Below are 15532 nucleotides of genomic sequence, written 5' to 3'. Positions count from 1 at the left end.
AAGTGGTGAATGACAGGATAGGGTATGGCTAATAAAACCTTTTATTTCTCGAAGATGTTTCAGGCCGTCCCTCATCTGGCACAGGTGGCTGAGGTGCTGCCGGGAACTTTTGTGACCACTCGTCGCTCAACGCTAACGGCGGTAAGGCGTCTTTATCCTGGCCTTGCGACGGCGTACATGCCCAAGTATCTCGGGCCTTTCAGCTCCGGTGTGCGCGGACTGAAGCAGGCTGACGTGATTGTCACAGGGTCACCTTATCGCAGTTTTCTAGAGCCTTATAGCGCTAAAAAAGCGACCGTTTTCCACGGTACCTACATGATGCTGTCTCGTGAAGCATTGCTGCGCAATACTCACTTTGACTTGCTTTGCACTATTGGCCCCCGTATGCAGGATATGATCGGTCGATTTTCTGATGTTTCGCTAAATACTGTCCAAACCGGTTTTTTACCATTTTGTGAGTACCCCGAACAGAGCACCCAACAGCGCACTGCGGTGCTGGCCGGCATGGGGCTGGAACCTCAGCAAAAAACCGTTTTGTACACGCCAAGCCGTCGGGGGCTGGGTTCATGGAATCGAGTGGCGGAGCAATTGGTTAGGACTGCGCCTCCATCATTGAACCTGGTATTACGCCCCCATCCCAGCCAATCACTGACCTCGAGGAAAAAGGACCGGGAGAGTTTTGCGAGGGTCCAAAGGTTAATCGAACAGCGCAAACATGCTTATCTTGACCTTGGGACACGCTCACTGGCTGACCTTGTTTCTGTAGCAGATCTTGTTGTGTCTGATGCCAACTCGCCGAGCGAAGAGTCACTCTTTTTTGATGTGCCGCAGCTGTTTATCGAGACAGATGATTTTTCTCAGGACGTATTGCGCTCTATGGGGCTGAGGGAGCAAATGTATTTGGATGACCTGGAGCGTCTTTTGACTTTATATGATTGTGGTCCGCGTATGGTTATTGATGCGTCTCCAGACTTCTCCGATGTTCTGGAAAACGCTATTGCTGATGCCAACACGTATGCTGAACGGCGAAACATCTACTTTTCTTGGGTATTTGGTCAACGTGACCGGCTAGCCAACCATCGAGTGGCAAACGCCATTCAACATCAATTTTATTAAGGGCCAACTCATGCTGACCAACAAGACCATTCTCATTACCGGCGGCACTGGCTCGTTCGGCAACACCTTTGTCCCAATGACACTGGAGCGCTTCAACCCGAAGAAGATCATCATCTTCTCCCGTGATGAAATGAAACAGTGGGATATGGCTAAGAAGTATGAAGGCGATCCGCGCCTGCGTTTCTTTATTGGCGATGTGCGCGACAAGGACCGCCTGTACCGGGCGCTGGATGACGTGGACTATGTGGTCCATGCTGCTGCAACCAAGATTGTGCCTACCGCCGAGTACAACCCGTTCGAGTGCGTGAAGACCAACATCAACGGCGCGATGAACCTGATCGACGCCTGTATCGACAAGGGCGTCAAGGGCGTTGTGGCTCTGTCTACCGACAAGGCCAGCTCGCCGATCAACCTGTACGGCGCGACCAAGCTGGCGTCCGACAAGATGTTTGTTGCCGGCAACTCCTACTCGGGCGAGCACGGCACCCGTTTTTCCGTTGTTCGCTACGGTAATGTCATGGGCTCGCGCGGCTCGGTCATTCCGTTCTTCATGTCGATCAAGGACAAGGGCGTGCTGCCAATCACCGATGAGCGCATGACGCGCTTCATGATCTCCCTGGAAGAAGGCGTTGAGCTGGTCTGGCATGCTTTTGCCGACATGGAAGGGGGCGAGATCTACGTGAAGAAGATCCCTTCGATGAAAGTGACCGATCTGGCGCGGGTGGTTGCGCCGGTTGCCCGTCAGGAGGTTATCGGTATTCGCCCTGGCGAGAAGCTGCACGAGCAGATGATCAGCGCTGAAGACGCCTACTACACCTACGAGTATCCTGAGCACTTCAAGATTCTGCCGACCATCCACGAGTGGGCTACCTGCCCTAAGCGGATCAAGGATGGCAAGAAGGTGCCCGAGGGCTTTGTCTACGCCAGCGACAACAACAGCGAGTGGATGACCGACGCTCAGTTGCAGGAGTGGATTGACGTTAACCGCGAAAAGATCGGGAGTATCTGATAGATGATACCCTACGGACGCCAGGAGATCAGTGAGCAGGATATCGAGGCGGTGGTTGCTGTCCTGCGCTCGGATTTTCTGACGCAGGGCCCCATGGTGCCGCAGTTTGAGCAGGCGCTGGCCAGCAAGGTCGGTGCGACTCACGCGGTGGCGGTCAACAGTGCGACCTCGGCGCTGCATATTGCCTGTCTGGCGCTGGAGCTGGGGCAGGGCGATTGGCTGTGGACCTCTCCGGTGACCTTTGTGGCGTCGGCCAACTGCGCTCTTTACTGTGGGGCGCAGGTGGACTTTGTCGACATCGATCCGCGTACCTATAACCTGTGTCCGGTGGCGCTTGAGCGCAAGCTGATCGAGGCCGAAAAGCAGGGGCGGCTGCCCAAGGTAGTGGTGGCGGTGCACCTGTGCGGCCAGCCCTGCGACATGCAGGCCATTGGCGCGCTGGCCAAACGCTTCGGCTTTGCCGTGATTGAGGATGCCTCGCACGCCATCGGCGGGCGCTACCAGGGTGACTACGTGGGAAGTGGTCGCTTCAGCGACATCACTATTTTCAGCTTTCATCCGGTGAAGATCATCACCACCGCCGAAGGCGGCATGGCGGTCACCAATGATGAAACGCTGGCGGCGCGCATGGCGCTGTACCGCAGTCACGGTATTACCCGTGATCCGTCGCTGATGGTCGGGGAGTCTGATGGCCCCTGGTATTACCAGCAGATCGAGCTGGGCTTCAATTACCGCATGACCGAGCTGCAGGCGGCACTGGGTGTCAGCCAGCTGGCTCGGCTGGATGACTTTGTTGCTCGCCGCCACACGCTCGCTCGCCGCTATGATCAGTTGCTGGCAGCGCTGCCCGTCACCTGTCCCTGGCAACACGCCGATAGTTACTCCGGTCTGCATCTGTACCCAATCCGTCTGCAGCTGGAGAAGATTGCCTTGAGCCATCGTGAGGTGTTCAAGCAACTGCGTGAGCGTGGCATCGGGGTAAATCTGCACTACATTCCGGTACATACCCAGCCGTATTACGCGGCCATGGGTTTTGCTGCCGACGATTTTCCGCAGTCGATGGCGTATTACCGAGAAGCCATCAGTTTGCCGATGTACCACTCCCTGACTGAAGCGCAGCAGGATGAGGTAGTCGGCGCCTTGGCCGAAGTTATTCGCCTATGAAGGTTGCAATTATTCCTGCTCGAGGTGGCAGCAAGCGAATCCCTCGGAAAAATATCAAGCCTTTTTGTGGAAAGCCGATGATTGCTTGGTCGGTCGAGGTTGCATTGGCTAGTGGATGCTTTGATAAGGTTTTTGTCTCCACCGACGACCAAGAGATAGCCGATGTTGCTGCGCAGCTGGGCGCGCAGGTACCTTTTTTGCGTCCGGCCAACTTGGCTGATGATTTAACTGGGACGATCCCGGTGATGCAACACTACATCCACGCGTTAGAGGAATACACATCTATTCAGCTCTCGGAGGTTTGCTGTCTCTACGCTACTGCGCCTTTTGTTCAAGCAGAGGATTTGCGCCGAGGGCTGACTGCCCTTAGAGATAATGGCTGTGACTACGCTTTCTCTGTGACCTCTTTTCCTTTCCCGATCCAGCGGTCCGTGCGCATTATGGACGATGGAAGAGTGGACATGTTCTACCCCGAGTTTATGAGTGTCCGTTCGCAAGATTTGGAAGATGCCTACCACGATGCCGGCCAGTTTTATTGGGGGACGGCCAGCGCTTGGAAAGCCGGAAAAGCAATATTTTCGAGAGGCTCTGTTCCTGTGATCTTACCGCGGCACCGGGTTCAAGATATAGACACTGCTGAGGACTGGGGGCGCGCTGAGTGGTTGTTTAAAGCTTTGCACAGGCCGCAATGATGGCGTTGCATATCGCATTTCGAACTGATGCTGCGCTCTGGATCGGCACGGGACACGTCATGCGTTGCCTGACTCTGGCCGATGCTCTCATTGCGGCCGGGCATGATTGTCATTTCATCTGCCGCAGCCATCGCGGCCACCTGCTGGATGTCATTCATGGCCGCGGTTATACAACGACCGTACTGCCTGCGGCGCTGCAGCAGGCTGAGCCGGTGGCCGGCTCACATGCTCATTGGCTTGGCGTCAGTGCTGAGCAGGATGCCGCTGATACGGCTGCAGTCTTGCAGTCGAAGGGCTGTGACTGGCTGGTGGCCGATCACTACGCGCTGGACGCGCAATGGGAAGCACACATGCGGGCATGCTCTGGTCACGTCCTGGTGGTTGATGACCTGGCTGATCGCCCGCACGACTGCGACCTGCTGTTGGATCAGACCTACAGCAGACGAGCAGAGGACTATCGTTCGCTGGTCCCGGCCAGTGCCCGGCTGCTATGCGGTAGTGCCAACGCGTTGCTGCGCCCGGATTTTGCCGCGCAGCGTGACGCTTCATTGGCCCGGCGCGCTGTGCAGCCATATCCGCTGCAGACGATTTTGGTCTCCATGGGCGGTGTTGACGCTGACAATGCCACCGCTGAGGTACTGCGTGGGCTCGCAGCGACCCAGGGCGCTGGTTCTCTGGTGGTGACGGTTGTCATGGGCGGGCAGGCCCCTTGGCTGGGCGAGGTGCAGCAGTTGAGCCAGTCTTTGGCGCTTGATGTGACGGTGCTGGTCGATGTGAGTGACATGGCATCTTTGATGGCGCAGGCTGACCTAGCAATTGGCGCCGCAGGCGCGACCGCCTGGGAGCGCTGCTGTCTGGGTTTACCCACCTTGATGGCTGTATTGGCGGATAACCAGCGACTGGTTGCAGAGGGGCTACGCGCTGCTGGTGCGGTGCAATTGTTGCCAGCTGTTAACAGTCTGGCTGCGTCTCTACCTGGTTTGCTTGAGGGGTTTCTCGCCGACGCCGAGCAGCTCCGGCAGATGAGCCGCCGCGCGGCCGCGCTGGTGGATGGTGGCGGCGCCAGACGGGTTGTGGAGACCATGGAGATGATGTCATGAGTGGCGTGATTGCAGGTAACCTGCGGCCGCTGGCGGAGCCTGACCTGGCGCTGGTGCGTAGCTGGCGTAACCATGAGTCGGTGCGTCGTTATATGTATACCCGGCACGAAATTGCCGAACAGGAGCATCGTGACTGGTTTGCCCGCTGCGAACAGGACCCGCTGCGCCACCTGCTGGTCTATGAATGTGATGACCAGCCCCGCGGATTTGTACACTTCACTGTGCAAACTGCCGGTAAGGTAGCGGACTGGGGGTTCTACATCGCGCCTGAGGCGCCGCGCGGTACGGGCACAGGGTTAGGCCGTCAGGCGTTGGAATATGGCTTTCAGCGTCTGGCTTTGCACAAGATTTGTGGTCAGGCGCTGGGTTTTAACCAGCGTTCAATCGATTTCCATCGCAAGATGGGCTTCTGCCAGGAGGGAATGCTGAGAGATCAGCATTTCGATGGGCAGCAGTTTCATGATGTCATTTGCTTTGGCCTGCTCGATTCCGAGTGGCAGGTACGGGGCTGAAGGAGGCTTTTCATGTCTGGTACACCCAGTATCTCCATCGCAGGGCGGCGCATTGGGCTTGACGCGGAGCCCTACATCATTGCCGAGCTGTCGGCTAACCATAATGGGCGCCTGGAGACGGCGCTGCAGATTATCGAGCAAGCCAAGCACGCTGGTGCCGATGCGATCAAGCTGCAGACCTATACTGCGGACACCATAACCCTGAACTGTGAGACGGAAGACTTTCAGATAAAGGGCGGTCTGTGGGACGGAAAGTCGCTTTACCGCCTCTACGAAGAGGCACACATGCCATGGGACTGGCATGCGCCGCTGTTCGAGTGCGCGCGGCAGCACGATATCACCATTTTCAGCTCGCCGTTCGACAACACGGCAGTCGACCTGCTAGAAGATCTCAACGCTCCTGCGTACAAGATCGCTTCGTTTGAGGCTATCGATCTGCCGCTGATTCGTTATGTAGCGAGCACCGGAAAGCCGATGATTATCTCGACAGGCATGGCTGACGCCGATGAGATTTCAGAAGCGATTGAGGCGGCGCGATCAGGCGGCTGCAAGGAGCTGGCGGTACTCCATTGTGTGAGTGGTTATCCTGCGCCGGCAGAAGACTACAACCTGCGTACCATTCAGGACATGATGCAGCGCTACGGGCTGGTTACCGGTCTGTCTGATCATACCCTGGACAATACAACGGCGATCGCCAGTGTGGTTCTCGGCGCGTCCATCATTGAAAAGCATTTCACTCTTGACCGCAGTGGCGGCGGGCCGGATGACAGCTTCTCGCTCGAGCCCCCTGAACTCATGGCGTTGTGCCGAGACAGCAAAACTGCCTGGAGGGCGCTGGGCAAAGTTGACTATGGTCGCAAGTCCAGTGAACAGGGCAATGCGAGGTTCCGCCGCTCTCTCTACATTACTAGCGCGCTGCGCAAAGGCGATGTGCTGACCCGTGACAACGTTCGCAGTGTGCGCCCGGGATTTGGGCTGCCGCCAAAAATGCTGGAGGAAGTTCTGGGGCGGCGGGTCAATCGCGATGTGGAGTTCGGTGCTGCGTTAACGCAGGATCTCATTGAATAGGAGTGACCCTGGGTCACTCCTTGGGGCTGATCTGGTTCTGCTTGCGTGTAATGTAGGTAACGTTTCCCGGTACATCCTTGTTGATGAAGCTCATGGCGCCATTGGTGACGTTGTCACCAATGCTTAGCCCGCTACCAATGATGCAGCTGTGAGCGCCTATATCCACATCGTCACCCAGCGTGATCGACTCATTGTTGGCGTCGACTGAGCCGATCGTCGTGCACTGTCGTAAGTTGCAGTTCTTGCCGATGACGACGCCTGAGTAGATCACGATTGCAGTGGGGTGGCCCAACCATAGACCTTTGTCGATGCGCGCCGCCAACATGATTTCAACGCCAAATTTGCGCGCAAGCGATTTATTGATTTGCTTGGCAATGGATTGTGTCCCGCATCGGGACGACGTGTGCAGGTTTTGCGAAAGGCGCAACCAGAAAAGGCAATGGTAGGAGTTGTTACGGCGCATCCGGCGCAACAGCTTTTGCCAGGAGAAAGGCTTGTCCTCGCCAAGGATTTCGTAATGCCAGAGCTTTTTAGTTCTTTATAAGTGGTCAGCATAGCCTGCTTCGTCGAGGCGCCTCATGCGCCAGGGAAAAAGGTTTTTACTCTGGGGTTAACCAGAGCCCAGTCACTCTCGTAGCGCAACAGGTGCCGGTAATTTCGATTGCGCATACCCGTTGAAAGCGGTCGGTTGAGGCAACGCATGTCGGAAATATCGATCAGGCCCAACGCTCCGTCGGGTGTTAGTACTATATTGCCCAGGTGCAGGGAGCGGAAGTAAACGCCCAGGTCGTGTAGCTCGGTGATAAAGGTAGCTAGCTGAGCGAAAAGCTCGATCTGTTCGATCGAGCTTTCTTCGTTGAGCAACTTGCGCAAAGTGTCGCCGGCCAGGGGTTCATAGTGCACTACCGAGCGATAGGGGGCTTGCATCTTGTACAGATTGATTACCCTGGGGCAAGGAATTCCCAGCTGTGTCAGCTGTTCGGCGTTCTCGGCAAAACGCTTGGCCGGCGGGAAGAACAATGTTTTCGAGAACCAGCTTTTGCGCCTGAACAGCTTCAGGAAAGTGCCGTCCGCGAGGATCAGCACTTTCTCACCATAGCGATCCTGCTCCAGTACTTTGGCGTCTTCACGCCAGCGCTGAAATTGTTCGTTGCTGAGTTCCTGCATGCGGCTATCCTGTAGCAAAAAAGGCATTTTAACTTACTTTTCAACGCGCAGCCTGCCCGTAGGCGCTGTGATAGACTCCCTGTCTCTTGTTTTCACGTGAAGAGCTCATGACCGATATTCAGAAAGAGAGCTTTGCCCGCTCAAGTGCCCGCATTTATATGCGCCTGCTCGGCTACGTCAAGGCGTACTGGGTTCCCTTTGCGATAAGCATTGTAGGCTTCGCCATTTTTGCCTCCAGCCAGCCGGCCATGGCCTGGGTGTTGAAGTATTTTGTCGACGGCCTGAATACCGGCGACAACGCGCTGTTTTTCGGCGTGCCCATGATTTGGGGGTTTCCGCTGTTCATTATCGCCGTGGCCTTTTATCAGGGGATAGGCTCCTTCCTCGGCAACTACTACATCGCTAAGGTGTCGCTCGGCGTGGTGCATGACTTGCGTACTGCCCTATTCAATAATTTCCTTACGTTGCCGAACAGCTATTTCGACGCTCACAGCTCCGGCCACCTGGTTTCTCGCGTGACCTTCAACGTGACCATGGTCACGGGTGCGGCGACCGATGCAATCAAGGTGATTTTCCGTGAGGGCCTTTCGGTCATTTTTCTGTTTGCTTACCTGTTGTGGATGAACTGGCAGCTCACCCTGGTGTTGATGGCAATTCTTCCGGTCATAGGCGTAATGGTTAATAGCACGAGCAAGAAGTTTCGCAGCCAGAGCAAGAAGATTCAGACGGCGATGGGTGATGTAACCCACGTCACTTCCGAGACTATCCAGGGCTACCGTGTAGTACGCAGTTTTGGCGGGGAGCGTTACGAGAGCGAGCGGTTCGGTAAGGCCAGTGAGAACAACCGCGCGCGTGGCCTGAAAATGACCCGTACCGGTGCTGTATACACGCCGACACTGCAACTGGTGACCTATTCAGCCATGGCGGTAGTGATGTTTCTGGTGCTGTTTTTGCGCGGTGATTCGTCGGTCGGTGACCTGGTCTCCTACATCACGGCGGCTGCACTGATTCCCAAACCGATTCGCCAACTTTCCGAAGTCAGCGCGAACATTCAGAAGGGTATTGCGGCGGCTGAAAGTGTATTCGAGCAGTTGGATGAGGAACCTGAACTGGATCAGGGAAAGCTGGAGCGGGAACAGGTCAGCGGCCAGCTGGATGTATGTGATTTGGGTTTTGTTTATCCAGGTACGGACAAACCCGTGCTGATGGATATCAGCTTTTCGGTGAAGCCGGGTCAGATGGTTGCCTTGGTAGGTAGGTCAGGTAGTGGCAAGTCCACGCTAGCCAACCTGATTCCTCGTTTTTACAATCATGATGACGGGCAGATTCGCCTTGATGGTGTACCTGTGGAGCAGTACCGATTGCGTAATCTGCGCCATCACATAGCACTGGTTGGCCAGAACGTGACGTTATTCAACGATACCATCGCCAATAATATTGCCTACGGTGACCTTGCTGGTGCCCCCCTGGAAGATATCAAGGCTGCGGCAGAAGCGGCCTACGCCAAGGAATTCATCGATATGCTGCCGCAGGGCTTCGACACCATGGTCGGCGAAAATGGGGTGTTGTTGTCCGGCGGTCAGCGTCAGCGCCTGGCAATTGCTCGCGCGCTGCTCAAGAATTCACCTGTACTGATTCTTGATGAGGCAACCTCGGCTCTGGACACCGAGTCTGAACGGCATATCCAGGCAGCGTTGGATCGCGTTATGCAGGGTCGCACCACCCTGGTCATCGCGCATCGCCTGTCCACTATCGAGAAGGCCGATACCATTCTGGTGATGGATCAAGGTCGGATTGTCGAGCGTGGCTCGCATGCGGAGCTGTTGGCGTTGAATGGCTATTACGCGCGATTGCACAGCATGCAATTTGAAGAAGAGAAGCAAGGCTAACGAGCAACCCGCCGGCGCTCGTTGCCGGACTCGGATACAGGTAACAGATACGATGAAATTGACCATGCCCCGTTTCGATTCCGCGCCGGTTCTGGTGGTTGGGGATGTGATGCTGGACCGCTATTGGCATGGGCCTACACACCGGATTTCACCAGAAGCGCCGGTGCCGGTGGTCAAGGTCGAGCAGATTGAAGATCGCCCCGGTGGTGCCGGCAATGTGGCATTGAATATTTCGGCGCTTGGTGCGCCGGCTTGGCTGGTGGGCGTGACCGGTCAGGATGAGGCCGCCGAGAGTCTGCAGCAGAGGCTGAATGCCGCAGGCGTGTATTGCGATTTCCAGCAATGTGCCGGGCAGCCGACCATCACCAAGCTGCGGGTGATGAGCCGTCACCAACAGTTGATCAGGCTGGACTTTGAAGAACGCTTTCAAACCGATGCCGAGGCATTGTTGGCAACCGTGGGTGGCTTGCTGGACAAGGTCAAGGTGCTGGTGCTGTCGGACTACGGCAAGGGCGCTTTGGTCAACCATCAGGCGCTGATCAAATTGGCCCGTGAACACGGGGTGCCGGTATTGGCCGACCCCAAGGGCAGCGATTTCTCAATCTACCGCGGTGCCAGCCTGATCACGCCCAACCTGTCCGAATTTGAGGCGGTGGTAGGCCGTTGCGCCAGCGAGCAGGAACTGGTCGACAAGGGGATGGCGCTGGTCGCCGAGTTGCAGCTGGATGCGTTGCTGGTGACGCGCAGCGAGCAGGGCATGACCTTGCTGCGTGCCGGCGAGGCGGCGTTGCACCTGCCCGCGCGGGCGCTGGAAGTCTTCGACGTCACCGGGGCGGGAGACACGGTGATTTCCACCTTGGCGGCGGCGCTGGCGGCGGGTGAAAGTCTGCCTAGCGCGGTGGCCTTGTCCAATATTGCGGCAGGTATTGTCATCGGCAAGTTGGGCACCGCGGCAATCAGTGCGCCAGAGCTGCGCCGCGCGGTTCAGCGCGAGCAGGGCAGCGAGCGCGGTGTGGTGGGTGTCGAGCAGTTGCTGCAGGCGCTGGATGATGCGCGCGCGCATGGTGAGCGTATTGTGTTCACTAACGGCTGTTTCGATATCATCCACGCCGGTCACGTCGGCTATCTTGAGGAGGCGCGCAGCCAGGGCGACCGACTGATCGTTGCAATCAACGATGATGCGTCGGTCACCCGCCTTAAGGGGCCGGGTCGGCCGATCAATAGCGTTGAGCGGCGCATGACGGTACTGGCTGGTCTGGGCGCGGTGGACTGGGTGATCAGCTTCAGCGAGGACACACCCGAGCGCCTGCTTGAGCAGGTCAAGCCGGACGTGCTGGTTAAAGGCGGCGATTATAACGTCGGTCAGGTCGTCGGTGCGTCTATCGTGCAAGCCTACGGGGGTGAGGTGAAGGTGCTCAATTTTGTCGAGAGTTGCTCGACCACGGCGATTGTGGAAAAAATCCGCGAGCGCGACCAGGGTTAATCCTGCATCGCTCCTAGCGCTGGCAGAACCCTGTCTGCCAGCTGCAGTGTGGCGCCGCCACTACCCAGCCCTGCTGCTCGGCAAAAGCTTCGCTGAGCGTCATGCCAGCGGTAGTCTGCGGCACTAGCTCGCCCTGTTGCAGGGTAAACAAGCGGCCATTTGCGGCGCCATCCTGGTATTCGGCGAGAAACAGCTCGGGACGCCGGTAGTCCATTTGCGCCACCAGTTCTCCGCTTTCTTCATCCAGAAACTCATCGGTGTGCAGCAGTGAGAGGCGCTGGGCGGATGCTGGCAAGTGCAGTTGCAACTGATAGACCAGTTGCAACGAATTACTCGGTAGATGCACGTAAGCGCGGGGCCGCTCCAACAGATTCAGCTCGCGGCACAATACCGGCCTGCTTGTGCTACTGCGCGAGGTCAGGCGAAACACCTGTTCCTCGTCCAGCGCCAGGCTATCGGCATAGGGGGTAGGCAGCCAGGTGTCCTGATAACGTCCCTGCAGCCAGCCGGATTCCGTTTCAACCAGCAGCTCTTCGGCTATCTCGGTCATGGCGGTAAGCAGCGGCACGCGGAGCTCGTGGGCTGGCACGTAGCCTGACAGCAACTTGAGTACGTTGTCGCCGTGGTCGGGGCGATCCTGGCGTACCAGCAAACGGAATTCCCGTTCCTGCCAGCTCAGGTACAGATCGACCGAGACACCCAGGTTGGCCACGATTAGATCAAAGTTCTCCGGGTCGGCTACCGTGATCGCTTGGCGGCGCGCTTGCATTTCGGCAAAGCTCAGTGGGTTGCCAATCGGGTTGTAACGCAGCACCTCGGCGCTGGCCTGTACCTGTAGGGCCTGCGTCTTGAAAACGATCGGATTCTTGCGTGCAACGATCAGGGTCATGCGTTACTCCTGTTGCTCGAGTACCGCGGCAGCGGCCTGCACATTCTGCTCGAGATGGCGCGGCGTGATGGTGCCGATGATGGCGCTGGTCACCGCGCGGTGTCCCAGTACCAGGCGCAAGCCCTGTTGTACCGGGTCTTCGCCATCCAGGCAAAGATGCCCGCTGGCCAGCGCTTTTTTGATCAGGATGCCCTTGTTGTGTGACAGGGCAAAGTCGAGCACCGGACGCTCGCCCTGCTCGTTCAGGTTATAGGTGACCATGGCGCAGTCGCCCTGTTGCAATGCGCGAATACCGCCGTCGATGGTCTTGCCGGAAAACCCGAACGCGCGAATCAGCCCCTGCTGCTTGAGTTGTTGCAGCGTGGGGTAGACCTCGTCATCCAGTACTTGCAGGTCATTGCCATCGGAGTGCACCAGCACCATGTCCAGGTAATCGGTATGCAGGCGGCGTAGCGAGCGTTCAATAGAGCGCCGGGTATGTGCAGCGCTGAAGTTGAAGCTGGACTCCCCCGCACTGAACTCCTCGCCTACCTTGGTACATATCAGCCAGTCACTGCGCTGTCCGGCCAGCAGCGGGCCCAGCCGCTCTTCGCTGGTGCCGTAGGCGGGCGCAGTGTCCAGCAGGTTGATGCCTAGGTCGTGCGCCTGCGCAAGCAAGCTGCGAATTTGCTGATCCGAGGGCAGCTCGAAGCTGGTGGGATACTTTACGCCCTGATTACGACCGAACTTCACCGTGCCCAGCCCTAGTGGGGACAGCTGCAGGCCGGTATCGCCCAGGGCGCGATAGTAGGGACGCAGTGTCATGGGAAGCAGATATCCCACACCGGTGCGGATACCTTGGGTCTTGGTAGCTCGCTGGTGGATTCAGCACGGTTGGCGGGTGTTACCTGCTGCGCCCCCAGCATTTCAATGACCTGGTCCGCAAGGTTGGGCGCCAGTGCCAGCTTGGTCGGCCAACTGATCAGGGCGTTGCCGACCGCTTGTACAAAGGCGGTATCGGGCCGCACCAGGCCACTCTGGGCCGGTTCGGCGCGGTTTACCGGCAAGGTAGTCCAGCGGGTTCCCTCCAGCGAAACCCAGGGCAGCAGGTCCTGCAGCTCGCGTTTGGCTTTACTGATCAGCTCATCAGGCCCTTGGCCGGCACCCTGTTCCGCCAGGTCGCCACCCAGATACCAACACCATTGACCATCGGCACACGGATGTGTGGTTACGGTCAGCCGGGGTTTCGGGCTGCTGCCCAGACAATGCGCAAACAGTGGCGGCAGTGCTGGGCCCTTGACCAGTACCATCTGCAGCGGTCGGCGTTGCATGGCCGGTTCTGGCTGCTGCCAATCGCTGAGCAGCGCTTCGGTGCCTTCGCCAGCGCTGAGAATGTAGCGTTGCGCCTTGATCTGATGTTGTTGCAGGCGTACCGCTTCGATACTGCCGTCGGCGGCGCGCAACAAATGCGGTGAGCTGTCGGAAATCAGGCTGTCGCCGGCCAGTTCGGCAAGGCGCTGCACCACGGCAGGGACATCGACTACCAGCTCGGCCAACTGGTAAACCTTACCCTTGAAGGCGCGGTCGGCAAACACGCGGGGGAGTTGCTTGCCCTTGATCTGCTCTACGCGTCCGCGCAGGGCCTTGCTGGCAAAGAAGCCGGCCAGGTTGCTGATCAGGCTGCCTGGGGACCACAAATAGTGATGCTCCGAGAGTACGCGTACACCTTGCAGGTCGAGCTCGCCGGTGCCCGCCAGGCAGGCACGCCAGCGCTCAGGCATATCGGCGATGGCCTCGGCGGCGCTGCTCAGCTTGCCGTTCAGCGCATATTTGGTGCCACCGTGAATGATGCCCTGTGACTTGACGCTTTGGCCGCCGCCAAGGGCGCCACGTTCGACCAGCAAAGTGCTGTAACCCAGTTGGCGTAGTCGGGCGTTGAGCCAGAGGCCGGCAATGCCGCCGCCAAGGATACAGATGTCGGTTTCGAGGGTTGTGCTCATGGGCTCCCGGTGCTTTAGTCAAGATGGCTTGCGGGGCGGGCAACGCCAGAATCGGCTTCTCCGAGACGGTTGCCCCCGCGCGGCAAAGCCCTAGTATAGACATTGCCGGGCCTACTGGTCACATCTGCTACGCTATGCCGCGCCGGCCCACAGGAAGAAACCATGACACGCACGCTATACAGCCTTTTCTTTACCCTCTGCATGCCGTTGATACTCGTGCGGTTGCTGTACCGCGCCTGGCGCGCGCCAGCCTACGCCAAACGCTGGTCCGAGCGCTTTGCGCTGGGCGGCGATATTCGCAGTGAGGGTATTTGGGTTCACGCGGTGTCGGTCGGTGAGAGTATTGCCGCCGCGCCCATGGTGCGGGAGTTGCTCAGGCGCTATCCCCAGCTGCCGATCACCATCACTTGCATGACCCCTACCGGTTCAGAGCAGATTCGCAAGCTGTTCGGTGGCCAGGTAGGGCATGCCTATTTGCCTTATGACTTGCCCTGGCTGCAGCGGCGCCTGTTGCGCAAGCTGCAGCCGCGCGTGGGCATTATCATGGAAACCGAGCTCTGGCCCAATCTGGTGGCGGAATGTGAGCGGGCGGGGGTGCCCGTGGTATTAGCCAATGCGCGCCTGTCTGAGCGCTCGGCCAACGGCTATCAGCGGGTCAGCTGGTTGGTGCGACCGATGTTCGCTGCGCTGGACTGGGTGGCAGTGCAGAGCCAGGCTGAAGCGATCCGCTTTGCCGCGCTGGGCGTGGATAAATCGGCGATGACGGTAACTGGCAGTATCAAGTTTGATTTTCGCCCACCGAGTGAACTGCTGGCGCAGGCTGCCAATCTGCGTGCCGTATGGGGTAGCCGGCCGGTATGGATTGCTGCCAGTACCCATGCCGGTGAAGATGAGCAGATCCTGCGCGCGCACCAGAACTTGCTGCGCCAGCTACCTGACGCATTGTTGATACTGGTACCTAGGCACCCAGAGCGTTTCGACAGTGTCGCCCGGTTGGTCAGCGATGCCGGCTTGGGGCAGGTTAGGCGCAGCCAGGGTGGTACGCCGGCGGCGACCGATGCGGTGTTGCTGGGCGACACCATGGGCGAGTTGGTGATGCTCTACGCCTGCGCCGACGTGGCGTTTGTTGGCGGCTCGCTGGTGCCCAATGGCGGGCACAACTACCTGGAGCCGGCAGCATTGGGCTTGCCGGTGTTGTCCGGGCCGCACCGCTTCAATTTTGTCGAGATCAGTGACCTGCTGCAGGGGGCGGGTGCATTGCAGGTAGTCGCCGATGGACGCGCACTGGAACAGGCGGTGCTTCAGCTGCTGAACGATGCCAGGTTGCGTGAGCAGGCCGGCAACGCGGGCAAGGCGGTCGTGGAGGCCAACCAGGGCGCGCTTGAGTTATTGCTGCAGGGTATCGGACAGCGGCTGCAGCACTGAGGCTCATTTGCCCAACAAAAAGGCGCACCGGGGGCGCCT

At 58.2% G+C, this 15532-nt stretch carries 15 protein-coding genes; 10 read left to right on the top strand and 5 right to left on the bottom strand.

Going from position 1 to position 15532, the window contains the following annotated elements:
- Positions 1-24 precede the first annotated feature (24 nt).
- From BLU26_RS07615 to pseI, 7 genes are read left to right on the top strand one after another with little or no spacing between them, the layout of a single operon-like run.
- Positions 25-1116, top strand: coding sequence for a hypothetical protein (locus tag BLU26_RS07615; protein ID WP_092285376.1), 1092 nt, complete (start codon positions 25-27; stop codon positions 1114-1116).
- 10 nt (positions 1117-1126) lie between these two features.
- Positions 1127-2125, top strand: a complete 999-nt coding sequence (pseB, locus tag BLU26_RS07610) for a UDP-N-acetylglucosamine 4,6-dehydratase (inverting) (RefSeq protein ID WP_092285374.1) — start codon at positions 1127-1129, stop codon at positions 2123-2125.
- A 3-nt stretch (positions 2126-2128) separates the two neighbouring features.
- A complete protein-coding gene (gene pseC / locus BLU26_RS07605) occupies positions 2129-3289 on the top strand; it encodes a UDP-4-amino-4,6-dideoxy-N-acetyl-beta-L-altrosamine transaminase (protein ID WP_092285372.1) in 1161 nt (386 codons plus the stop codon).
- The gene (gene pseF, locus BLU26_RS07600) at positions 3286-3981 is read left to right on the top strand and encodes a pseudaminic acid cytidylyltransferase (protein ID WP_092285370.1); all 696 of its coding nucleotides are present in this window, start codon (positions 3286-3288) and stop codon (positions 3979-3981) included. The genes pseC and pseF overlap by 4 nt, the downstream gene beginning before the upstream one ends.
- Positions 3982-4040: 59 nt before the next feature.
- Positions 4041-5081 (top strand): UDP-2,4-diacetamido-2,4,6-trideoxy-beta-L-altropyranose hydrolase, encoded by a 1041-nt coding sequence (pseG, locus tag BLU26_RS07595; RefSeq protein ID WP_231702024.1) that lies wholly within the window; start codon positions 4041-4043, stop codon positions 5079-5081.
- Complete coding sequence (gene pseH / locus BLU26_RS07590) at positions 5078-5593, top strand: UDP-4-amino-4,6-dideoxy-N-acetyl-beta-L-altrosamine N-acetyltransferase (protein WP_172830649.1); 516 nt, start codon at positions 5078-5080, stop codon at positions 5591-5593. The genes pseG and pseH overlap by 4 nt, the downstream gene beginning before the upstream one ends.
- A 12-nt stretch (positions 5594-5605) precedes the next feature.
- On the top strand, positions 5606-6661 hold the full coding sequence (gene pseI / locus BLU26_RS07585; protein ID WP_092285366.1) for a pseudaminic acid synthase: 1056 nt from the start codon (positions 5606-5608) through the stop codon (positions 6659-6661).
- Positions 6662-6674: 13 nt separating this feature from the next.
- On the opposite strand, the gene BLU26_RS07580 is transcribed toward pseI, so the two are convergent.
- A complete protein-coding gene (locus BLU26_RS07580; RefSeq protein ID WP_092285364.1) occupies positions 6675-7124 on the bottom strand; it encodes a serine acetyltransferase in 450 nt (149 codons plus the stop codon).
- Positions 7125-7237: 113 nt separating this feature from the next.
- Positions 7238-7828: a lipopolysaccharide kinase InaA family protein gene (locus tag BLU26_RS07575; protein ID WP_092285361.1), complete on the bottom strand. Its 591-nt coding sequence runs from the start codon at positions 7826-7828 to the stop codon at positions 7238-7240.
- 107 nt (positions 7829-7935) lie between these two features.
- On the opposite strand from BLU26_RS07575, the gene msbA reads away from it, so the two are divergent.
- Both msbA and hldE read left to right on the top strand, forming a co-directional pair.
- Positions 7936-9717 carry a lipid A export permease/ATP-binding protein MsbA gene (msbA, locus tag BLU26_RS07570; protein ID WP_092285359.1) on the top strand — a complete coding sequence of 594 codons (1782 nt, stop codon included), beginning with the start codon at positions 7936-7938 and terminating at the stop codon, positions 9715-9717.
- Between the two features lie 52 nt (positions 9718-9769).
- Positions 9770-11200: a bifunctional D-glycero-beta-D-manno-heptose-7-phosphate kinase/D-glycero-beta-D-manno-heptose 1-phosphate adenylyltransferase HldE gene (gene hldE, locus BLU26_RS07565; protein WP_092285357.1), complete on the top strand. Its 1431-nt coding sequence runs from the start codon at positions 9770-9772 to the stop codon at positions 11198-11200.
- 13 nt (positions 11201-11213) lie between these two features.
- Here hldE and BLU26_RS07560 read toward each other — a convergent pair whose 3' ends face one another.
- From BLU26_RS07560 to BLU26_RS07550, 3 genes are read right to left on the bottom strand one after another with little or no spacing between them, the layout of a single operon-like run.
- Complete coding sequence (locus tag BLU26_RS07560) at positions 11214-12089, bottom strand: hypothetical protein (protein WP_092285355.1); 876 nt, start codon at positions 12087-12089, stop codon at positions 11214-11216.
- A gap of 3 nt (positions 12090-12092) precedes the next feature.
- Positions 12093-12893: an aldo/keto reductase gene (locus BLU26_RS07555; protein WP_092285353.1), complete on the bottom strand. Its 801-nt coding sequence runs from the start codon at positions 12891-12893 to the stop codon at positions 12093-12095.
- Positions 12890-14068 carry an FAD-dependent oxidoreductase gene (locus BLU26_RS07550; protein WP_092285351.1) on the bottom strand — a complete coding sequence of 393 codons (1179 nt, stop codon included), beginning with the start codon at positions 14066-14068 and terminating at the stop codon, positions 12890-12892. Before BLU26_RS07550 ends, BLU26_RS07555 begins: the two co-directional genes overlap by 4 nt.
- Positions 14069-14230: 162 nt before the next feature.
- Between BLU26_RS07550 and waaA the strand changes: the two genes are divergently transcribed.
- Positions 14231-15493: a lipid IV(A) 3-deoxy-D-manno-octulosonic acid transferase gene (waaA, locus tag BLU26_RS07545; protein ID WP_092285349.1), complete on the top strand. Its 1263-nt coding sequence runs from the start codon at positions 14231-14233 to the stop codon at positions 15491-15493.
- Positions 15494-15532 lie beyond the last annotated feature (39 nt).

Source organism: Halopseudomonas sabulinigri, assembly GCF_900105255.1.
Taxonomy (GTDB): Bacteria; Pseudomonadota; Gammaproteobacteria; order Pseudomonadales; family Pseudomonadaceae; genus Halopseudomonas; species Halopseudomonas sabulinigri.
The sequence above is the reverse complement of the archived record's forward strand: the minus strand, read 5'-3'. Positions and strand labels throughout refer to the sequence as shown.